The sequence below is a fragment of the Streptomyces sp. 5-10 genome (assembly GCF_014712245.1).
GTDB classification, from domain to species: Bacteria; Actinomycetota; Actinomycetes; order Streptomycetales; family Streptomycetaceae; genus Streptomyces; species Streptomyces violaceusniger.
In genome coordinates, this window is sequence record NZ_JACVYG010000020.1 from 29,263 (window position 1) to 52,581 (window position 23,319).

General features: G+C 74.8%; 6 protein-coding genes. 5 read left to right on the plus strand and 1 reads right to left on the minus strand.

Annotated elements, in window-relative coordinates; genetic code table 11:
• Positions 1-120: 120 nt before the first annotated feature.
• The 5 genes from IEJ02_RS22585 to IEJ02_RS22605 all read left to right on the plus strand — a co-directional run bounded on the left by IEJ02_RS22585 (position 121) and on the right by IEJ02_RS22605 (position 16,930).
• Positions 121-1,206 (plus strand): S-(hydroxymethyl)mycothiol dehydrogenase, encoded by a 1,086-nt coding sequence (locus tag IEJ02_RS22585; protein WP_191066521.1) that lies wholly within the window; start codon positions 121-123, stop codon positions 1,204-1,206.
• Positions 1,203-3,653: a GcvT family protein gene (locus IEJ02_RS22590; RefSeq protein ID WP_191066522.1), complete on the plus strand. Its 2,451-nt coding sequence runs from the start codon at positions 1,203-1,205 to the stop codon at positions 3,651-3,653. The genes IEJ02_RS22585 and IEJ02_RS22590 overlap by 4 nt, the downstream gene beginning before the upstream one ends.
• A gap of 141 nt (positions 3,654-3,794) precedes the next feature.
• The gene (locus IEJ02_RS22595) at positions 3,795-4,952 is read left to right on the plus strand and encodes an aromatic ring-hydroxylating oxygenase subunit alpha (protein WP_191066523.1); all 1,158 of its coding nucleotides are present in this window, start codon (positions 3,795-3,797) and stop codon (positions 4,950-4,952) included.
• A complete protein-coding gene (locus IEJ02_RS22600) occupies positions 4,949-6,415 on the plus strand; it encodes an aldehyde dehydrogenase family protein (RefSeq protein ID WP_191066524.1) in 1,467 nt (488 codons plus the stop codon). Before IEJ02_RS22595 ends, IEJ02_RS22600 begins: the two co-directional genes overlap by 4 nt.
• A 447-nt stretch (positions 6,416-6,862) precedes the next feature.
• Positions 6,863-16,930: an Ig-like domain repeat protein gene (locus IEJ02_RS22605; protein WP_498067088.1), complete on the plus strand. Its 10,068-nt coding sequence runs from the start codon at positions 6,863-6,865 to the stop codon at positions 16,928-16,930.
• A 39-nt stretch (positions 16,931-16,969) separates the two neighbouring features.
• Here IEJ02_RS22605 and IEJ02_RS22610 read toward each other — a convergent pair whose 3' ends face one another.
• Positions 16,970-23,278 carry a hypothetical protein gene (locus IEJ02_RS22610; protein WP_191066526.1) on the minus strand — a complete coding sequence of 2,103 codons (6,309 nt, stop codon included), beginning with the start codon at positions 23,276-23,278 and terminating at the stop codon, positions 16,970-16,972.
• Between the last annotated feature and the right edge of the window lie 41 nt (positions 23,279-23,319).

The following is a 23,319-nucleotide window of genomic DNA, read 5'->3' on the forward strand; positions in this document are numbered from 1 at the left end:
TACGCAACTGGGGGGTAACCGGCGGCCGTTGAACGGCCTCGGCCTCACCCTCCCTCGAGGCAGTCATGCCAGCTCCCGTGCACCGGTCCCTGCGAGCGCAGGAGAACAGAGGAGTGAGCCATGCCGCAAGAAGCCCGCGCCGTCGTCGCGGTCAAAAAGGGCGCCCCGGTGGAGGTGGTGCCCGTTCTCGTGCCCGAGCCCGGCCCCGGTGAGGTGCTGGTGGGAGTACAGGCGTGCGGCGTGTGCCACACCGACCTGCACTACCGGGACGGCGCTATCGGTGACGAATTCCCGTATCTGCTCGGGCACGAGGCGGCCGGGATGGTCGAGGCCGTGGGCCCCGGCGTCACCGCACTCGCCCCCGGTGACTATGTGGTCCTGGCCTGGCGGGCGCCGTGCGGCGGCTGCCGCTCCTGCCGCCGGGGCCGCCCGTGGTACTGCTTCGACAGCCGCAATGCCGCCCAGCCGATGACCCTGACCGACGGCACCCCGCTCAGCCCGGCGCTGGGCATCGGCGCGTTCGCCGAGAAGACGCTGGTCGCGGCCGGGCAGGCGGTGAAGATCGACCCCTCGGCGCGCCCCGAGGCGGCGGGCCTGATCGGCTGCGGGGTGATGGCCGGTTACGGCGCGGCCGTGCACACCGGCGGGGTGTCCAACGGCGACACGGTCGCGGTCATCGGCTGCGGCGGCGTCGGCAACGCCGCGATCGCCGGGGCCTCGCTGTCCGGGGCGCGCCGGGTGATCGCCGTGGACATCGACGACGCCAAGCTGGACGCGGCGACCCGCTTCGGCGCCACCGACACCGTCAACTCCCGTGGTACGGACCCGGTCGAGGCCGTGCGCGAGCTGACCGGGGGCTTCGGCGCGGATGTGGTCATCGACGCGGTGGGCCGCCCCGAGACCTACACCCAGGGGTTCTACATGCGCGATCTGGCCGGGGTGCTGGTGCAGGTCGGGGTGCCGGACCCGGAGATGCGCATCGATCTGCCGCTGATCGATCTGTTCTCGCGGGGCGGCGCGCTCAAGTCGTCCTGGTACGGCGACTGCCTGCCCAGCCGGGACTTCCCGGTCCTGGTCGACCTCCACCTCAGCCGCAAGCTGGATCTGGAGGCGTTCGTCAGCGAGACGATCACGCTGGACGAGGTCGAGGCCGCGTTCGCGAAGATGCAGCGCGGCGAGGTGCTGCGGTCGGTGGTGGTCCTGTGAACACCCCTTTGAGCTGCCGTGTCGTGATCGTCGGGGCCGGGATCGTCGGCTGCTCGCTCGCCGACGAGCTGACCGCCCGTGGCTGGCGGGACGTCACCGTCCTGGAGCAGGGCCCGCTGCTCGCCCCCGGCGGCTCGACCTCGCACGCCCCCGGTCTGGTCTTCCAGACCAGCCCCTCCAAGACCCTGACCGACTTCGCCCGGTACACCGTGGAGAAGTTCTCCTCCCTCGAGGTCGACGGGCTGCCCTGCTTCAACCCGGTGGGCGGTCTGGAGATCGCCACCAGCGAGGAGCGCTGGGCCGATCTGCACCGCAAGGCCGGTCTCGCGGCCTCCTGGGGGGTGCGGGCCGAGCTGCTCGGCCCGGCCCGGTGCGCCGAGATGTGGCCGATGCTGGACCCGGAGCGGATCCTCGGCGGCCTCCACACCCCGGACGACGGGCTGGCCCGGGCGCTGCTCGCCTCCCGCGCCCAGATGGAGCGGGCCACCGCGCACGGCGCCCGCTTCCTGGACCGGCACACCGTGACCGCCATCGAGCGGGAGGGCGGCCGGGTGACCGCCGTCGTCACCGACCGGGGCACCTTCCCGGCCGACATCGTGGTCTCCGCCGCCGGCTTCTGGGGCCCGCTGATCGGCGCGATGGCGGGGGTCCCCGTCCCGCTGCAGCCGCTGGCCCACCAGTACGCCAAGACCGGGCCGCTGCCCGAGCTCGCGGGGGTGAACGACCCCCGTACGGAGGCGAGCAAGCCGATCCTGCGGTTCCAGGACCGCGACCTGTACTACCGCGAGCACACCGACCGCATCGGCATCGGCAGCTACGCCCACCGCCCGCTCCCCGTGGACCCGGCGCGGCTGCCCGCGTACGACGACGCCCCGGTGATGCCGTCCTCGCTGCCGTTCACCCCGGAGGACTTCGCCCCCAGCTGGGAGGAGAGCGTCCGGCTGCTCCCCGCGCTCGGCGCGAGCCGGGTCGAGGAGGGCTTCAACGGCGTCTTCTCCTTCACGCCCGACGGCATGCCGGTCATCGGCGAGTCCCGCGAGGTGCGCGGCTTCTGGCTGGCCGAGGCGGTGTGGGTGACCCACTCCGCGGGCGTCGCCCGGGCCGTGGCCGAGTGGATGACGGACGGGCGGCCGGGCATGGACGTCCATGAATGCGATCTGTACCGCTTCGAGGACGCCCAGCGCTCCCCCGCCTACGTCACCGAGCGGGGACAGCGGAACTTCGTCGAGGTCTACGACGTCATCCATCCGCTGCAGCCGATGGAGCAGCCCCGTCCGCTGCGGGTCAGCCCCTTCCACGTCCGGCAGCGAGAGTTGGGCGGGTACTTCCTGGAGGCGGCGGGCTGGGAGCGGCCGCACTGGTACGAGGCGAACGCCCCGCTCGCCGAGTCCGTCGAACTGCCCCCGCGCGACGCCTGGTCGGCCCGCTACTGGTCGCCCATCGCCGCCGCCGAGGCCAGGGCCACCCGGGAGCGGGTCGCGCTGTACGACATGACGCCGCTCAAGCGGCTGGCGGTCAGCGGCCCCGGGGCGCTGGACTTCCTCCAGCGCATGACCACCAATCAGCTGGCCAAGAAGCCCGGCGCGGTCACCTACACCCTGCTGCTGGACGAGGCCGGGGGCATCCGCAGCGACCTCACCGTCGCCCGGCTCTCCGAGCACCACTTCCAGGTGGGCGCCAACGGCGGGCTGGACCTGGACTGGCTGCTGCGCCACGCGCCGGATGACGTCCACATCGCGGACATCACGCCGGGCACCTGCTGCGTCGGCGTGTGGGGTCCGCTCGCCCGGGAGCTGGTCCAGCCGCTGACCCACGACGACTTCTCGCACGAGGCGTTCGGCTACTTCAAGGCCAGGCAGACCCATATCGGCCATGTCCCGGTGACCGCGATGCGGCTGAGTTACGTCGGCGAGCTCGGCTGGGAGCTGTACACCACCGCCGACCTGGGCCTGCGGCTGTGGGACACCCTGTGGGAGGCCGGACAGCGCCACGGGGTGATCGCCGCCGGGCGCTCGGCCTTCAACAGCCTGCGGCTGGAGAAGGGCTATCGCGCCTGGGGCCATGACATGACCACCGAGCACGATCCCTACGAGGCCGGGGTCGGCTTCGCCGTCCGGATGAACAAGGGCGACTTCATCGGGCGCGCGGCGCTCGAGGGCCGCTCCGAGGAGACCGCGGCGCGCAGGCTGACCTGTCTCACCCTGGACGACCCGGCCGCGGTCGTCATGGGCAAGGAGCCGGTGTACGCCGACGGCGTCCCGGCGGGCTATGTGACCAGCGCGTCCTACGGCTACACCGTCGGCCGGACCGTGGCCTACGCCTGGCTGCCCGCCGCGGCCGCCGTGCCCGGCACCGCCGTCCACATCGAGTACTTCGGCGAGAAGGTGCCCGCGACCGTCGTCGCCGAGCCCCTCTTCGACCCGCGCATGGAACGCATCCGCCGCTGACGCCGAGCGCCGCGAGAGCGGGAAACGACCGCTTGGAGGACCCGCTTGGAGGACCCCTTGGCACTCACCGGTGACACCGCCCACCCCATCGAGCTCTTCGACCCCCGCCGGCTGATCGCCGCGCCCGCCTGAGGAGAACCCATGACTGTGGCTCCCGAGTCCCCCGCCGTCACGACCCCCAGTCTGCTCGCCACGCTCCCCGGCCACTGGTACACCGCTCCCGGGGTCTTCCGCCGGGAGCAGGAGCACCTGTTCGAGGCCATGTGGTTCTGCGCGGTGCGCGGGGCCGACCTGGACCGGCCGGGCGCCTTCCGCACCGTGCGGATCGGCCGGGAGAGCGTGCTGATCACCCGCAACCGGCGGGGTGAGCCGCGGGCGTTCCTCAACATCTGCCGCCACCGCGGCGCCCGGCTGTGCACCGAGGAGTCCGGTACGGTGCGGCGCTCGCTGCAGTGCCCGTACCACGCCTGGACCTACGACCTGGACGGCCGGCTCACCGCCGCCCCCAACCTATCGAAGATGCCCGATGTCGACCGGGTCGAGCGCGGACTGGTGCCGGTACGGCTTCGCGAATGGCTCGGCTATGTCTGGGTCTGCCTGGCCGAGGAGCCACCGTCGTTCGAGGAGACGGTCATCGGGGCGGTGGCCGAACGGCTCGGCGACGCGGACTCCGTGGAGCGCTACGGCGTGGCGGGGCTGGCGCTGGGCCGCCGGATCTCCTATGACGTCAAGGCCAACTGGAAGCTGATCGTCGAGAACTTCATGGAGTGCTACCACTGCGCCACGATCCACCCCGAACTCACCGACGTGCTCCCGGAGTTCGCCGACGGTCTGGCGGCGCAGTACTTCGTCGGGCACGGCGCCGAGTTCGCCGAGGAGGCCCGGGGGTTCACCGTGGACGGCAGCGAGGGGTTCGACCGGTTCGCGGGGATCGCCGACGAGCAGGACCGCCGCTACTACGCGATCACGGTACGGCCGCAGGTCTTCCTCAATCTGGTCCCCGACCACGTGATCATGCACCGGATGTTCCCGCTCGCCCCCGATCGCACGCTGGTCGAATGCGATTGGCTCTACGCACCCGAAGTGGTGGCGTCCGAACGGGATCTGTCGAAGTCGGTGGAGCTGTTCCACCGGGTCAACTCCCAGGACTTCGACGCCTGTGAGCGCACCCAGCCCGCCATGGACTCCCGCGCCTACCGCGACGGCGGGGTGCTCGTCCCCAGCGAACACCACATCGGCGCCTTCCACCGATGGGTGACCGACCATGTCCCGACCCCGGAAGCGGAGGAATGCCCGTGACGGACCTCTTCATCGGTGGCCAGTGGACCGGCGCGATCGACGAGCGCACCCGGGAGATCCGCTGCCCGGCCGACGGATCGCTGGTGGCGGTCGTCGACGAGGGCGGCGGCAAGGACGCGGCCGAGGCGGTGGCCGCCGCCCGGCAGGCGTTCGACCAGGGGCCGTGGCCCCGTACCCCGGTCGGGGCGCGCGGCGATCTGCTGCTGCGCGTCGCCGGTCTGGTGGAGCGCGACAAGGCCGCGCTCGCCCGCGCCGAGTCCCTGGACACCGGGAAGCGCCTGGCCGAGAGCGAGGTCGACATCGACGGTGTGGTGGCGTGCTTCCGCTACTACGGGCAGCTGGTGCGCACCGAGGCGGACCGGGTCGTGGACACCGGCAGCGAGCACGCCGTCAGCCGGGTGGTCTATGAACCGGTCGGGGTCTGTGCGCTGATCACGCCGTGGAACTATCCGCTGCTGCAGACCGCGTGGAAGGTGGCGCCCGCGCTCGCCGCGGGCAACACCTTCGTGCTGAAACCCAGTGAGCTCACCCCCAGCACCGCGATCGCGCTGATGCGGCTGCTGGCGGAGGCCGGACTGCCGGACGGGGTGGCCAACCTGGTGCTCGGCCCGGGCGCCGAGGCCGGGGCCCCGCTCACCGACAACCCCGATGTGGACATGGTGTCCTTCACCGGGGGCCTGCGGACCGGGCGCCGGATCATGGCCGCGGCCTCGGGCACGGTCAAGCGGACCTCACTGGAACTGGGCGGCAAGAACCCCAATGTGGTCTTCGCCGACGCGGACTTCGACACGGCGGTGGACTACGCGCTCACCGCGGTCTTCCTCCACTCCGGGCAGGTCTGCTCGGCCGGGGCCCGGCTGCTGGTGGAGGACCCGGTGCACGACGCCTTCGTCGAGGAGGTCGTGCGCCGCGCCCGCGGGATCCGGCTCGGCGGGCCGTTCGACGAGCGGGCCCAGGCCGGCCCGCTGATCTCGGCCGCGCACCGGGCCAAGGTCGAGGCGTACGTGGCGGCCGGGCTCGCGGAGGGCGCCCGGCTGCGCTGCGGTGGCACCCGCCCCGACGATCCGGCCCTCGCCGACGGCTATTACTTCCTGCCGACCGTCCTCGACCGCTGCCACAGCGGGATGTCGGTACTGGCCGACGAGTCCTTCGGGCCGGTGCTCACGGTGGAACGTTTCTCCGGTGAGGACGAGGCGGTGCGGCTGGCCAACGACACCGTGTACGGGCTCGCCGGGGCCGTATGGTCCGGCGACGAGGAGCGGGCGCAGCGGGTGGCCTCGCGGCTGCGGCTGGGCACCGTCTGGATCAACGACTACCACCCCTATCTCCCGCAGGCGGAGTGGGGCGGGTTCAAACAGTCGGGGACCGGGCGGGAGTTGGGGCCCAGTGGGCTCGCGGAGTACCGGGAGGCCAAGCACATCTGGCGCAATACGCGCCCGCGTCCGCAGGGCTGGTTCGCCTGACCTCCGCGGGGCCGGTTCGCCCGACCCGGGAGTGCGCCCGGGCACGGGCACGGGACCACGAGGGCGACAGGGCGAGGCGGCGCGATGCGCGCTGAGCGCGGTGCGCGCTGCGCCATTCGGGTGAGCCACGGTCAAGGTCATTGCCCGGGTCCCACCGGAATGGGTTACTGAATCCGTCCGATTCCGGTGGGCTGCCCATCCTTTCCGGCGGAGTGGAAGACGCCTTGCCAGATCGGAGCCGTCATGCCCTGTCGCCCGTTGGGACTCTTCGTCGTCACCGATCCCGGCGAGAACTGCATCGCCGTCGTCGACCCGGAATCCCACAGGCTCGTTCCGACGCTCAGCGCGCCGATCCCGCTCCCGGCGCGGAGCATGCCCGACCGGCTGGTGGTGCGCACCGCGCCCGACCGCCTCGACGCGCTGGCCGCCCTCCGCCACGGCACCCTGATGGACCCCCTCCCCGGCGACCCGGACCGGCCGGTGTTCCCCGGGGCGCGCACGAGTCCCGAGGCCGTTCGCCCCCTGAGCACGTACGAGCTCTTCAACCAGTTCGCCGGCATCTTCCCCCACCAGGGCCCCTACAGCGGCGGGACGCTGGTGACCGTCATCGGCAGCCACTTCTCGGGCGCCACGGACGTGTTCTTCGGCACCCGCCGGGCGGCGAGCTTCTCCGTCCTCGACGACCAGACCATCGTCGCGGTGAGCCCCTCGGGGACGGGCTCGGTCCCGGTGTATGTCACCACCCCGGGCGGAACGGCCCCCATCGGCTCCTTCTTCTACATCCCGTGGCCCACTCTGACCGGCATCACACCCGTCGCCGGACCGCTCGGCGGGGGCGGCATCGTCGAGCTCACCGGCGTCAATCTGAGCACCGCGCGGCTGGTGCGCTTCGGCGACTCCGTCGCCCACCCCACGGCCGTCTCCGACCAGCACCTCCTGGTGACCGCTCCCCCGGCCTCGGGGCCCGGCACCGTTCCGGTGTACGTCATCACGGTGGGCGGGGTGAGCAACCGGCTGCGCTACACCTACGCCGCCGTGCCGGTCGTCACCGACGTCAGCCCGGCCACGGGGGCCACCGCGGGCGGCGAGCCCGTCGTCCTGACCGGCACCGGGCTCAGCCATGTCACCGCCGTCACCATCGGCGGCGTCCCCGCCACGTCCTTCGGGTCGATCTCCGACACCCTGCTCGTCGTGGTGACACCCCCGAACGTCCCCGGCCCGGCCGACATCACCGTCACCACCGCCGGGGGCAGCGTGACGGTTCCGGACGGCTTCGGCTACGTGGCCCCGTCCACCACGACCGTCACCTCCGCGCCCGACCCCTCCGCCGTCGGCCAGCCGGTGGCCTTCACCGCCGCGGTGGCGGGCGTTCCGCCCACGGCGGGCACCCCCACCGGCACCGTCACCTTCGACTTCGGCGACGGAAGCCCGGCCGTGACCGTCTCCCTCACGGGTGGCACGGCCACCGCCGGCCACGCCTACGCCGCCCCGTCGATCGGCCCGTACGCCGTCACCGCCGAGTACGGCGGCGATCTGTACTTCACGGCCTCGGCGGGCACGGACTCCCAGACCGTCGGCCAGGCATCGACCACCACCACGGTGAACTCCGCCCCCGATCCGTCCGTGCCCGGACAGCCCGTCAGCTTCGTCGCCCAGGTGGCTCCCGCGCCGCCGGGGGCCGGTGCGCCGACCGGGACGGTGACGTTCGACTTCGGCGACGGCACGGCCGCCACCCGGCCGCTGGCGAACGGTGCGGCGACGGTGACCCACGCCTACGCGGACGTCTCCGGGAGCCCGTACCCGGTCACCGCCACCTACGACGGCGACACCAACTTCACCGCCTCCACGGGCGCGGACACCCAGATCGTCGAGCAGGCGGGGACGGCCACCACGGTGGGCTCCGCACCGGGTCCGTCCGTCGTCGGCCAGCCGGTGACCGTCACCGCCGCGGTCACGGCCGTACCACCCGGCGCGGGCACTCCCACCGGCACCGTCACCTTCGACTTCGGCGACGGCACCCCGACCGTGGCGGAACCCCTCGCCAGCGGCACGGCGGCCACCAGCCACACGTACACCGACACCACCGGCAGCCCCTACGCCGTCACCGCCACCTACAACGGCGACACCAACTTCACCGCCTCCACGGGGACGGACCTCCAGTCGGTGGGGCGGTCCTCGACCGCGACCGCCGTGTCCTCCGCACCCGATCCCTCGGCAGTGGGCGAGCCGGTGACCGTCACCGCCACGGTCACGGCCGTCTCCCCGGGGGCGGGAACGCCGACGGGCACGGTCACCTTCGACTTCGGCGACGGCACCGCGACCGTCACCCAGCCCGTGGCCGCGGGCCAGGCGGCGGCCACGCACACCTACACCGGCGCCTCCGGCAGCCCGTACGCCATCACCGCCACCTACAACGGCGACGCCAACTTTCTGACGTCCCTCGGCATCGACTCGCACACCGTGCGGCCGGCCGCCACCGCCACCGCCGTGGCCACCGCGCCCGACCCCTCGGCGGTGGGCGACCCCGTGACCTTCACCGCCACGGTCGCGGCGGTGCCGCCCGGCGCGGGCACCCCCACCGGGACGGTCACCTTCGACCCCGGGGACGGCACCCCGCCCCTCACCGCGCCCCTGTCCGGCACCACCGCGACCGCCACGTACGCCTACACCGACACCGCGGGCAGCCCCTACACGGTCACCGTCACCTACAACGGCGACGCCGACTTCACCGCGTCCAGCGGCACCGGCACCCAGACCGTCGAACCGGCCGCCACCGCCACCGCCGTGGCCTCCGTGCCCGACCCGTCCAGCGTGGGGCAGTCCACGACGTTCGTCGCGAAGGTCACCTCCGACACCCCGGGGGCCGGTTCGCCCACGGGCACGGTGACGTTCGAGTTCAGCGACAGCACGCCACCCGTCACGGCGCCCGTGGCCGGTGGCACGGCCACGGTGGCCCACACCAACCCGGAGTCGGCGACCCCGTACACGGTCACGGCCACCTACAGCGGCGACACCAACTTCACCGCCTCCTCGGGGGCGGACGACCATCAGGTCGTCCAGGGCGTGTCGGCCACGGTGCTGACCACCTCGCCGTCCCCCTCGGTGACCGGCGAGCCGGTGACCTTCACCGCGACCGTCGCGGCCGTGCCCCCCGCCTCCGGCACGCCGACCGGCACGGTCACCCTCGACTTCGGCGACGGCACCGCGCCCGTCGCCCTCCCCCTCACCGGCGGTACGGCGACCACGGATCACGCCTACACCACCGCGGTCGGCAGTCCGTACCCGGTCACCGCCGCCTACGACGGCGACGCCGACTTCGTGGCGTCCGTCGGCACCCGGCTCCACCCCGTCGACCCGGCCGGGACCACCACCACGATCACCGCCACGCCCGACCCGTCCGTCACGGGGGAGCTGGTCACGGTCACCGTGGCGCCCACCGGGCCCGGCGCGGGCACCCCGACCGGGCCGGTCGCCCTCGACTTCGGCGACGGCACCCCGACGGTCACCGCCGAGCTGGTGAACGGCTCGGCCTCGGTCACCCATGCCTACGCCGGCACGGCGGGCAGCCCGTACACCATCGCGGCCGAGTACGGCGGCGACGCCGACTTCGCCCCGTCCGAGAACACCCTCGTCCACGCCGTCGCACCGGCCGCGACCACCACCGTCGTGACCTCGTCGCCGACTCCGTCGGCCGTGGGCCAGACCGTGACGCTGATCGCGCGGGTGGCGCCGGTGCCGCCCGGCGCGGGCGCGCCGACCGGCACCGTGACCTTCGACTTCGGCGACGGCGCCACGGCCGCCACCGTGCCGGTCGCGAACGGTGTGGCCACGACGGCGCACGCCTACACCTCGACCGCCGGCAGCCCGTACACCATCACCGCCGCCTACGGCGGTGACGACAACTTCGCCGCCTCCACCGGCACCGCCGTCCAGCAGGTGGAGATGGACGTCTCCGCCACCGCGACCACGGTGACCTCCGCCCCGGACCCGTCCGTCGTCGGCGAGGCGGTGACCGTCTCCGCGACCGTGGCGGTCCTCCCGCCCGCCGTGGGCACCGCCACCGGGACCGTGACGTTCCACTTCGGCGACGACGCCCCGACCGTCACCGTCCCGCTGACCGGCGACACGGCGACGACCAGCCATGCCTACGCCTCCACCGCGGGCAGCCCGTACACCATCACCGCGGTCTACAGCGGGGACGAGGACTTCACCGGGTCGGCCGGGCTGGACATCCAGCCGGTCACCCCGGCCCCGTCGTCCACGACGGTGAGCTCCACGCCGAATCCGTCCGTGACGGGCGAGCCGGTCACCTTCACCGCGACCGTGGCGTCGGGCCAGGCGGGCGCGGGGACCCCGACCTCCACGGTGACCTTCGACTTCGGCGACGGCAGCCCGCCGGTCCGGGCGCCCCTCACCGCCGGGACGGCGATCGCCGTCCACGCCTACCCGCACACCGCGGGCAGCCCGTACGCCGTCACCGCCACCTACAGCGGGGACGCGAGCTTCACCGGATCCACGGGCACCCTCACCCAGACCGTGGACCCGGCGGCCACCTCCACCGCCCTCTTCTCCTCGCCGGACCCGACCGAGGTCGGCCAGCCCGTGACCGTCACCGCCAACGTGGCGGTCGTCGCCCCGGGTTCGGGCACCACCAACGGCACCGTCACCTTCGACTTCGGCGACGGCACCCAGGCGGTCACCGCCCCCAGCGTGGCCGGAGTGGCGACGGTGACCCATGCCTACACGGAGACCTCCGCCAGCCCGTACACCCTCAGCGCCACCTACGGCGACGACGGCGACTTCGCGCCCTCCACCGCCACCGACACCCACACCGTCCATCCGGCCTCGACCACCACCACGGTGACCGCCGATCCCGATCCGTCGGTGGTGGGCGAGGAGTTGACCGTCACGGCGACGGTCGCGCCGGTGCCGCCGGGGGCCGGGGTGCCGTCCGGCACGGTCACCTTCGACTTCGGCGACGGCACCCAGGCGGTCGATGTGCCCCTGGCCGGAGGGGCGGCCATCCTCCCGCACGCGTACGCGAGCAGCCTCGGCAGCCCCTACACGATCACCGCGACGTACGGCGGCGGCGACGACTTCCGGTCCTCGGTGGACACCGAGCCGCAAACCGTCCTCCGGTCCGCGACGACCACCACGGTGAGCTCCGCGCCGGAGCCGTCCGTGGTGGGCCGGCCGGTCACCTTCGCGGCGACCGTGGCGCCCGTGGCACCGGGCGGGGGCTCGCCGTCGGGGACGGTGACGTTCGACTTCGGCGACGGCACCACCCCGGCCGCGGCCCCGGTCGTCGACGGCCTGGCGACGGCCGTGCACGCCTATACGACCGCGGCGGGCAGTCCGTACCCCGTCACCGCCACGTACGGGGGCGACCCCGACTTCACGGGCTCCGGCGACCTCGTCACCCACTCGGTCGGCCGGGCCCTCACCGCGACGGCGGTGGTCTCGGCACCGGATCCGTCGGTGGCGGGCCAGCCGGTGACCGTCACCGCCACCGTCACGGCGGTCTCCCCGGGGGCGGGCACCCCCACCGGCACGGTCACCTTCGGCTTCGGCGACGGCACGGCCCCCGCCACCGCGCCGGTCACGGCCGGGGTGGCCACGGTCACCCACGCCTGGGCCGACACCTCGGGCAGCCCGTACACCCTCACGGCGGACTACGGCGGCGACGCCGACTTCACCGCCTCCACCGGCACCGACACCCACACCGTCGCCCCGGCCGCCACCCACACCGATGTGGCCTCCTCTCCCGATCCCTCGGTGACGGGCCGGCCGGTGACCCTCACCGCCACCGTCTCGGCCGTCTCCCCGGGAGCCGGAACCCCCACCGGAACCGTCACCTTCGACCCCGGCGACGGCACGGCCCCCGTCACCGCGCCCATGACCGGGGGCGTGGCCACCGTCATCCACGCCTACACCGACGCCGGCGGCAGTCCGTACACCATCACCGCCACCTACCACGGCGACGCGGACTTCCTGACGTCCCTCGGCACCGACAACCACACCGTGGGCCGCGCCTCGACCACCACCGCCATCGGCGACCTGCCGGATCCGTCGGTCACCGGCCAGCCGGTGACGTTCTCCGCGAGGGTGGCGCCGGTCGCACCGGGCGCGGGCGCGCCCACGGGCACGGTGACCTACGACTTCGGCGACGGCACCCCGACGGTGGACGTCCCGGTGGCGGACGGTGTGGCCACGGCCGGGCACACATACGCCACCGCGGCGGGCAGCCCGTACACGGTCACCGCCACCTACGGCGGGGACGCCCACTTCATCGGCTCGGTGAACACGGAAAGGCACCTCGTCGAGCGGGCGTTGTCGACGACGACGGTCGGCTCGTCGCCGAATCCGTCGGTCACCGGCCAGCCGGTGACCGTCACCGCCACCATCGCGGCCGTCGCGCCGGGAGCCGGAACCCCCACCGGCACGGTCACCTTCGACTTCGGCGACGGGACGGGGGCCGTCACGGCGCCGGTCAGCGGCGGGGTGGCGACCATCACCCACGCCTATCCGATCGCGTTCGACAGTCCGTACACCATCACGGCGGACTACGGCGGCGACGCCGACTTCACCGCGTCCACCGGCACCGCCACCCAGACCGTGCACCCTGCCGCGACCGACACCACGGTGACCTCGAGCCCCGACCCCTCGGTGGCCGGCCAGGCGGTGACCATCGCCGCCACCGTCGCACCGGCCGTACCGGGGGACGGAATCCCCACCGGCACCGTCACCTTCGACCCCGGCGACGGCAGCCCGGCCGTCACCGCGCCGCTCGTCCAGGGCTCGGCGAGCATCACCCACGCCTACGCGAGCACCTCCGGCAGCCCGTACACCATCACCGTCTCCTACGGCGGCGACGCCGACTTCACCGCCTCCACCGGAACCGGTACGCAGACGGTCGGTCAGGCGGACTCGGCCACCGCCCTGGTCACCTCTCCGGACCCGTCCGTGGCCGGTGAGCAGGTCACCTTCACCGCCAGGGTCTCCGCCGCGGTCCCGGGGGCGGGCAGCCCGACCGGCACGGTCACCTTCGACTTCGGCGACGGCACGCCGACCGCCACCGCACCGGTCAGCGGCAGGGTGGCCACCGTGGTCCACCCCTACGCGACCTCGGTCGGCAGCCCCTTCACGGTCACCGCCACCTACAGCGGCGACGCCGACTTCGCGCCCTCCACCGCCACCAGGACCCATACGGTGCTGGTGAGCGCCGCCACCACATCGACCACCGTGACCTCCTCCCCGGACCCCTCGGTGACCGGCCGGGCGGTGACCTTCACCGCGACCGTGGCCCCGACCCCGCCCGGTGCCGGGGTGCCCACCGGCACGGTGACCTTCGACTTCGGCGACGGCACGGCGACCGCCACGGCGTCGCTCTCCGCCGGGGTGGCGACCGTGGTCCACGCCTACACGACCGCGGTGGGCAGCCCGCACACGGTCACCGCCACCTACAGCGGGGACGTCAACTTCAGCTCGTCCGCGGGCACCGACACCCAGACGGTCGTCCCCGCCTCCACGACCACGACGGTGGCCTCCGCGCCCGATCCCTCCGTGGTCGGGCAGCCGGTGGCCCTCATGGCGACCGTGGCCCCCGTAGCCCCGGGGGCGGGGGTGCCGACCGGGACGGTCACCTTCGACTTCGGCGACGGCTCTCCGGTCGCCTCGGCGCCGCTGGCCAGTGGGGTGGCCACGATCAGCCACACCTATACGAGCGCCGACGGCTTCACGGTGACCGCCACCTACGACGGTGCCCCCAGCTTCCTCCCGTCCAGCGGCACCGACGCCCAGGCCGTGAACCGGGCGGCCACCACGACGGCGGTGGTCTCCTCGCCGGATCCCACGGTCAGCGGTCAGCCCGTCACCCTCACCGCGACGGTGGCGCCGATCGCCCCGGGGGCCGGGGTGCCGACCGGGACGGTCACCTTCGACTTCGGCGACCGCACGCCGACCGCCACCGCACCGCTCGCCGACGGCCTCACGTCCGTCACCCACTCCTACGCGGGGGCCTCCGGCAGCCCGTACACCATCACGGCCATCTACAACGGGGACGCCGACTACACGGCGTCCAGCGGCACCGATGTGCACACGGTCAACAGGGCGGCCACCACGACGGCGGTGTCCTCCTCACCCGACCCCACCGTCACCGGCCAGACCGTGACCCTCACCGCCACCGTCACCACGCTCGCCCCGGGCGCCGGAACGCCCACCGGCACCGTCACCTTCGACCCCGGCGATGGCACCCCGGCCATCACCGCGCCGCTGACCGGTGGCACGGCCACCGCCACCCACGCGTACGCCGGCGCCGCGGGCAGCCCCTTCACGGTCACCGCCACCTACAACGGCGGCACCGGCTTCGCGCCCTCCACCGGCACCGACACCCAGACCGTGGGCCGGGCGGCCACCACCACGACCGTCGCCTCCACCCCCGACCCCACCGTCACCGGCCAGACCGTGACCCTCACCGCCACCGTCACCACGCTCGCCCCGGGCGCGGGAACCCCGACCGGCACCGTCACCTTCTCCTNCGGAACGCCCACCGGCACCGTCACCTTCGACCCCGGCGATGGCACCCCGGCCATCACCGCGCCGCTGACCGGTGGCACGGCCACCGCCACCCACGCGTACGCCGGCGCCGCGGGCAGCCCCTTCACGGTCACCGCCACCTACAACGGCGGCACCGGCTTCGCGCCCTCCACCGGCACCGACACCCAGACCGTGGGCCGGGCGGCCACCACCACGACCGTCGCCTCCACCCCCGACCCCACCGTCACCGGCCAGACCGTGACCCTCACCGCCACCGTCACCACGCTCGCCCCGGGCGCCGGAACGCCCACCGGCACCGTCACCTTCGACCCCGGCGATGGCACCCCGGCCATCACCGCGCCGCTGACCGGTGGCACGGCCACCGCCACCCACGCGTACGCCGGCGCCGCGGGCAGCCCCTTCACGGTCACCGCCACCTACAACGGCGGCACCGGCTTCGCGCCCTCCACCGGCACCGACACCCAGACCGTGGGCCGGGCGGCCACCACCACGACCGTCGCCTCCACCCCCGACCCCACCGTCACCGGCCAGACCGTGACCCTCACCGCCACCGTCACCACGCTCGCCCCGGGCGCGGGAACCCCGACCGGCACCGTCACCTTCTCCTTCGGGGACGGCACACCGGCCGCCACGGCGCCGGTCACCGGCGGCGTGGCCACCGTGACCCACGCCTACGCGGGGACCTCGGGCAGCCCGTACACCGTCACCGCCACCTACAACGGGAGCAGCGGCTACGCCTCGTCCACCGGCACCGACACCCAGACGGTCAACAAGGCGGCCACGACGACGGCCGTCGCCTCCACGCCCGACCCCAGCGTCACCGGGCAGACCGTCACGCTCACCGCCACCGTGGCACCGGTCCCGCCCGGCGCCGGAATTCCGACCGGGACGGTCACCTTCGACTTCGGAGACGGCGCACCGGCCGTCACCACGCCCCTGTCCGGCGGCACGGCCACCACCACCCACGCCTACACCACCAGGACCGGCAGCCCCTACACCGTCACCGCCACCTACAACGGGGACACCAACTACACGGCCTCCACCGGCACCGACAGCCAGACCGTGGGCCGGGCGGCCACCACCACGACCGTGGTCTCCGCGCCGGACCCCTCGGCGACCGGGCAGTCGGTGACCGTCACCGCCACCGTGGGATCCCTCTCCCCCGGCGCCGGAACCCCGACCGGCACCGTGACCTTCAGCTTCGGCGACGGTACGGGCAACAGCACCGTGTCCCTCTCCGGCGGCGTCGCGACCGTCACCCACACCTACACCACCAGGACGGGCAGCCCCTTCTCCATCACGGCCACCTACAACGGGGACACCAACTTCAACGCGTCCAGCGGCACCGACACCCAGACCCTCAACGCCAAGGTCGCGACCACCACCACGGTGGTCTCGACCCCCGACCCCTCGGTGGTGGGCCAGCCGGTGACCGTCAGGGCGACGGTCTCGTCCGCGTCCGGCACCCCGGCCGGAGCGGTCACCTTCTCCTTCGGCGACGGCACCAACACCGCCGTGGGCACCCTGTCCGGCGGCATCGCGACCGTCACCCACACCTACACGGCCACCACCGGGAGCCCGTTCACCATCACGGCCGCCTACAACGGGACCGCGGACTTCGCCACCTCCAGCGGCACCGACACCCAGACGGTGGGGACGGCGGCGACAACGACCTCCGTGAGCTCCTCCCCGAACCCCTCCTTGGTGAGCGATCCGGTGACGGTCACCGCGACCGTGTCCCCCGTCGCCCCCGGCGCGGGAACGCCCACCGGGACCGTCACCCTGGCCATCACCGAGCGCACCCCCCAGGTGGTGACACTGGTGAACGGCACCGCCTCCGCGACGTTCAACCCGCTGCAGAAGGGGCCGCACACCGTCACCGCCAGCTACAACGGCGACGTCAACTACGCGGCCTCCTCGGCGTCCATCACCCAGACGGTGAACACCGGTCCGGGATGACCCGCCGGGGCTCATGGCCGGTAGGGACCGCCACCGCGCTCACGGCCGGTCCGCGGCCCCGGCGGGCGCCTCCGCGTCCGCCTCGGGGCGGCGGTACATCCGGGTGGCGGTGATCTGGCCGTGGACCTGCTGCTCCTCCTCCGGCTCCCGGACCGGAAGGCCCGGCCGCAGATGCTCCTCGACGCTGATGTACTTCAGCCCGGCCCGCAGGTCCGCGTCATTGCGCAACCGGATCACCAGCGGGAACTCGGCCAGCGCCGTGGTGTCGAACAGCCCCGTCGTATAGAGCAGCTGCACCCCCAGCGCGTCCGCGACCGCCCGCTGGAGCTCCAGCAGATAGGTGGCGTTGGCGCGGCCGATGGGGTTGTCGAGGAAGAGGGTGCCCGCGTGGCGGTGCTTGTCGCGGCCCCGGTCGTTGCTGCGCAGGGCCGCCATCGTGCAGTACAGCGCGATGGCGGCGGTCAGCAGCTGGCCGCCGGAGAACACATCGCCCATCTGCCCCACCGGCACCCGCTCGGCCCGCAGCACCGCGTCCGGCTTGAGGATCTCCACGGCCACGCCGCGCGGCTGGAGCGCGGCATGGACCCCGCGCAGCAGCAGTGACATCCCGTCCCGGCGCAGATCGGAGTTCTTCCGGACGGCGGAGCGGGTCGCCTCGTCGATGACCTCGCCGAGCCGCTCGGTGAGCGTGGCCTGATCGGGGTCCTCGAAGCGGATCCGCAGGAACTCCTGGCCCGACCACTCACCAAGCCCCTCCGGGAGCCGGGAGAGCCGCTGCGCCGAACGCAGCGTGGCCAGGCAGGACTCGACCAGGCCGCGCAGCCGGTCCACGATCGAGTCGCGGTTGCGCTCCAGCTGCTCCAGCTCGTCGGTGAGCACGCGCAGCCGGGGCGCGAACGCCTCGGCCCAGGCGGCGGCGTGCTCGGGCAGCGCGGCCGCGGGGAGCTCCCGGATCTGCTGGCGGGCGGGGGTGCGCACCTGCTCGTAGCGGGTGGAGTTGGCGTGCCGTACGAGGACGTCGCTCGCCTCCCGCACCGAGGACTCGGCCGCCGACAGGTCGGCGGCGCAGCCGCGCAGTGAGCGGCGGGCCTCGGCGGCGGCCTGACGGGCCTCGGCGAGACCGCCGGCGTACGGCTCGGGCCGCTCGCCGTCGTCCTCCGCACCGGGGCCGTCCCGCAGCAGATCCCGCAGCAGGGCGGCGGTCTCGTCGAAGCCGCCCGCCGCGTCCTCGGCGGCGCGGTGGGCGCGCACCAGGTCGGCGTGGGCGGTGCGGGCGGTGTCCAGGGCGTCTGTACGGGCGGCCAGTTCGCCGTTGGCGGTGCGCAGCAGCTCCTTCGCCTGCTCGGCGTCGGCCGGGACCATCTCCTCCGGCAGCTCGGTGTGGGCGTCGCCGTCGGCGGGGGCGAGCCGCTCCGCCTCGCCGCGCAGCCGGCCCAACTGCTCGCTCGCCGCGGACGCGCGGCTCTCCAGCATCTGGACGAGCGATTCGGCGCGGGCGGCGGCGGCCTGCCGGGAGGGGCCGTCGGCGCCGTCGGTGCCCTCCAGGAGCTGGGCGGCGCGGGTGCGGACCTTGTTGGTGAGACGGTCGAGGGAGGCCAGGGCCGCGCTCTCGTCGCTTTCGGCGCGGGCCTGTTCGGCGCGGAGGTCGGCGCCGACGCCGACCTTCTCGTAGACCTGGGAGGCGGCGCGGTACGCCTCGCGGAGCGCGGGCAGCGAGGCGGAGGGCGGCTCGGTGTCCTCGCCGAGGTCGTCGGGGGCGCCCGCGATCTCCGCGCGCTCGGCGCGCAGGGCGCGGGCGGTACGGCGCGCGTCGTCGGCCGCGCGCTGGGCGGCGCGCCGGTCCTCGTCGGCGGCGCGGGCCCGGTCCACGCAGCCCGCGGCGCGCTCCTCGTACTCGACGGCCTCCTCGGCCAGTTCGCGCAGCCGGGTCTGCCAGGTGGCGCGCTCCCGCAGCCGGTACGCCAGCCCGGCCAGCGCGTCCGCCACCCGGCGGGCCCGCTGCGCCGCCTCCTGGCGCTCGTCCCGGACGCGGGCGGCCTCGGTGGCGGCCTCGTCTGCCTCGGCCCGTGCCGTGCGCGCCTCCACGAGGTCGCTCTGCGCGGTGTCGGCGGTCTCCCGGGCGGTCTCGGCCGCGGCCGCGAGCTCCGCGAGCCGTCCGGGCGGGCAGCCGGTGCGCCAGGAGGCGAGCCGCGCGGACAGCGCCCGGTCCCCGGCCAGCCGGGCGGCGAGCGCCCTGATCTCCTCGTCCCGCGCGGTGGCGCGGGCCCGCAGCTCGCGCCGCTCGTCGTCGGCGGCGCGCTCGTCGTGCATCGCCGGGTTCGGCGGCACGAGGAAGACCCCGCTGTCCTCGGCGCCGGGCGCGGGCGTCGGCGCGAGCAGCGCGGCCGACGTCCCGACGGCCACGGCGGACCGCGGCAGCAGCGACGCCTGGCCCAGCACCTCACGGGCGCGGGCGTGGGTGCCGGGGTCGGTGATGACGACACCGTCCACCAACTCGGGGCGGGCCGCGAGCACGGCGGCGTGGTCGACGGGGTCCACGGCCTGGGCCAGATACCGCCAGCCGGGGAGCGCGGGGATGCCGTGCTCCCCCAGGAACTCGACGGCCGCCAGCACATCGGCACTGGGCGGCAACAGCCCCCCGTCACCGAGCGCCCCCAGGATCCGCGCGTCCTCGGCGGCAGCGGTCCGCAACTCGAACAACTGCCGCTCGGCGGTGCCCACGCTCTCCTCGAGCAGCTCCCGCAGCGCCTCGGCGTTACGGTCCAGCTCCTCGGCGGTGAGCGGCCCCTCGCCGAGGGGGCGTGGGGCGGGCCTGGCGCGGCCGCTACGGTCGCGACCGGGTTCGCCACCGGGTTCGGGAGCCCAGCAATCGGAGTCGTCGGTGTCGGTGACATCAGCGCTGTCGACGGCGCCGCGAGGCACATTGGTGGTGTCAGGGGCGGCGTCTGCCTCGGCCCGACCGCCGTGGGCGGCACCGGGAGCGCCGTCCGTCCCCGCCTGACCGCCGTCACCGTCCCCGACCCGAGCCGACACCTCCCCGGGCGGCCGGGATTCAGCCGCCACCACCCGCGCACCGCCACGGGGGCCGCCCGGGCGCGGGCCGCCGCCCGACGAGGCCGCCTGGGCGACGTTGGCGGTGCCGGGAGCGGCCGCGGTCTCGACCTGACCGCCGTGGGCGGCACCGGCGGCGCCGTCCGTCCCCGCCTGACCGCCGTCACCGTCCCCGACCCGAGCCGACACCTCCCCGGGCGGCCGGGATTCAGCCGCCACCACCCGCGCACCGCCACGGGGGCCCCCCGGGCGCGGGCCGCCGCCCGACGAGGCCGCCTGGGCGACGTTGGCGGTGCCGGGAGCGGCCGCGGTCTCGACCTGACCGCCGTGGGCGGCACCGGCGGCGCCGTCCGTCCCCGCCTGACCGCCGTCACCGTCCCCGACCCGAGCCGACACCTCCCCGGGCGGCCGGGATTCAGCCGCCACCACCCGCGCACCGCCACGGGGGCCCTCAGCGCGCGGGCCGTCATCGCCCGAGGGAGCGCCCTCGACCTCGTCGAGCCGCACCGTCACCCGCCCCCCGGGGCGCGACTCCGCCGCGAGCGGACGGCGCCGCCGAGCCTCCCCCCGACCCGCCCCCGCGTCCTCGACGGAGGCCGCTCCGTGCCGAGCGGGGCGCGTCTCTTCCGCCTCACCACCGACGAGAGCGGTGTCCCCCACCTCGCCGACCCGACCGGTGTCCAGCCGGCGGTCGCCCATGGAGGGGGCGTCGCGCTCCATGCGCTCCACGGGACCTGCCTCGCCCACCGGGCCGGTGGCCGAGAGGCTGTCGCCCGCCACGGCGGGGGCGCCCTCCGTGCCCGCGACGGCATCCGTCGACCGGGCCGCTGAGCCCGGGGCGGCGCCCTCGTCCGTATGACGCGCCGGGGCGGCGCCCCGCATGCCACCAGCCCTCGCCCCGTCGCCCTCCTCGACCCGGCCCACAGCCGCGCCCGCCGGGCACGGCTCACCGACCGCGCAGGAGGCGGAAACGCCGTCACCGGGCGTCGGTCCGGTGCCTGGGAGCCGGTCGCCCGCAGCCGCGGCATCGCCTTCCGCGTCCGCGACGGCGTCCGTCGACCGGGCCGCCGGGCCGGGGGCGGCGCCCATCCCGGCGGAGTCCCCTCCCCCGAGGCGTGCGCGGGTGTCGGTGGGGGGCTCCTCGGGGGCGTAGGAGTGGTCCGAGGGGGCGGGAGCGTCGTCCAGGGGAATCGGGTGGGCGGAGGGGTCCGCGCGGAAGGCGGCGGGGAGTTGGGAGAGGCCGACGTCGTCCGCGTCCTCCTCGTCCACGTGGACCGTGATCCACCCGGCCCGGTCGGAGTCGGTCGGCAGGGCGCGGGCGCCTCGGCGGCCCACGCCGTCCGCGTCCGCGTCCGCGTCCGGAATGCGTACCGTCACCCCGCGCGCCGCGCGCGCGTCCGCCGGTGACGGGCGGCTGGTGGTGCCGCGCGGGGCGGGGACGGCGGCAGGGGGCTGTGGCAGGCCCAGCAGTTCGACCAGGCGCTGCTCCGCGCCCAGCGCCTCCGCGGCGCGCCGCTCCGCGTCGTACGCGGCCTCCGCGGCCCGCGCCGCGTCCACCGCCCGGGCCGCGGCCAGTTCGGCGCGGGCCTCCTCGGCGGCCGCCGACTTCGCGTGGTCGGCGGTGCGCCGGGCGGTCTCGCGGGCCTCGTCGAAGGCGGCGACCGTGGTCTTCTCGGCGTCGCTCGCGGCGAGCGCGGCGCGGGCCGGGTCGGCGTCGGGGGCGGAGTCGTCGAGCCATCCGGCGCGGACGGCCTCGGCGGTCTCCTGCTCGACCTCGGCGAGCCGCTGGCGCAGGTGCTCGGCGTCGCTGCGGGCGCGCTGGGCCGCCGTGGCGGCCGAGGTGGCGTCGCGGTGGGCGGTCTCGCCCGCCTCCTGGAGGGCGGCGGAGCGCTCCTCCTCCTCGTTGGCGACCCGCTCGCCGTCCTCCGCGGCCGCGTGCAGGGCGCGGACGAGGTCGGCGGCGGCCTTGGCGCGGGCGGCGAGCGCGGGGGCCGCGTCCCGCTCGGCCTCGCGGATGGCGGCGGCCACGCGCGCGGAGCGGTCGGCGGCGGCGCGGTGGCGCAGCACCGTCTCGGCGGCCTGCCAGGCGGAGTGCAGGGTGCGGGCGTCGTTGAGCTCGCGGCGCTGCGCGGCGGCGCCCTTCTCGGCGGCGGCGAGCGCCAAGGAGGCGTGCCGGTAGGCGAGTTCGGCGGCGACGAGATCGCTGCGGCCGCGCGCTCCCTCGGCTTCGGTGACGGCCTCGGCGGCGGAGGCGACCCGCTCCGCGAGCTCGGCGGCACGCGCCCGCTCCTCCGCGCCGCGCGCGGACAGCCGCCGGGCGAGCGTACGGGTGCGGCGCTCGGCGCCCGCGTGCACCCCGCGCGCCTGCTCACGCCGCTCCGCGGCGTCCGCGATGCGCTGGAGCAGATCGAGCGAACCGGCGGTGAAGTCGCGCTCGGCGGTCAGCTCGGCGCGGCGGCCCAGCTTGTGGGCGAAGCCGTGGACGAGGTCGGCGAGCCCGTCGGTGTCGCGGGTGTCGGTGACGGCGCGCAGCAGCAGGTCGGTGAAGTCGGAGTCGTTCTTGACCGCGAAGAGCCCGGCGGCCTCGCCCTCGTCGGCGTTCATCTCCCGCTGGTAGCGGAAGAGTTCGGGGTCGAGGCCGAGCTCGCCGAGGTGTTCGTTCCAGCGCTCGTGGATCTCCACCCAGACCACGTCCAGATGCGGGTACGCCTTGCCGGCCTCCGTAAGGGCGTCACGGAAGCCCTTCATGGTGCGGCGGCGGCCGCGTGCGGTGGAGGCGCCCTCGACGGCGGGCCGCACCGCCGCGGACTCGGCGACCGGCAGCGAGTCCAGGCTCATTCCGGGGCCGGGCCGGAAGGAGTACCACGCCTCGGCGAACTTCCGCGGGTCGTTGGAGACCTGACGGCCGCGCCATTCGCTGACCTTGCCGACGACGACGGTCTCACCGGTGACGGTGTGCTGCCACTCCAGCGCGACATGCCCGCAGTCGTCGGCGAGCAGGAACTTGCGCAGCACACCGGAGCTGGCGCCGCCCAGGGTGTTGCGATGGCCGGGCAGCATCACCGAGAAGATCAGCTTGAGCAGGACGGACTTGCCGCCGCCGTTCTCCAGGAAGAGCACCCCGGCGGGGGCGGGGCGGCGCGGCGGGCCGACCGGCTCCTCCTCGAAGAACTCCGCCTGGGTGGGCGCGGGGCTGGGCACCGGCTCGCCGACTCCGCGCAGGTCCAGCACGGTGTCGGCGTACCGCGCACCGGCCGGCCCGATGGAGTAGAGGCGGATCCGGGACAGCTCGTACATGGCGGCGGACTCTCGTTGTCGGGAGGGTGAGGTGGTTTCGG

Excerpts from the sequence above, each read along its gene's own strand:
- IEJ02_RS22610 (WP_191066526.1), bottom strand. The coding sequence starts at position 23,278 with ATGTACGAGCTGTCCCGGATCCGCCTCTACTCCATCGGGCCGGCCGGT.
- IEJ02_RS22595 (WP_191066523.1), top strand. The coding sequence starts at position 3,795 with ATGACTGTGGCTCCCGAGTCCCCCGCCGTCACGACCCCCAGTCTGCTC.
- IEJ02_RS22585 (WP_191066521.1), top strand. The coding sequence starts at position 121 with ATGCCGCAAGAAGCCCGCGCCGTCGTCGCGGTCAAAAAGGGCGCCCCG.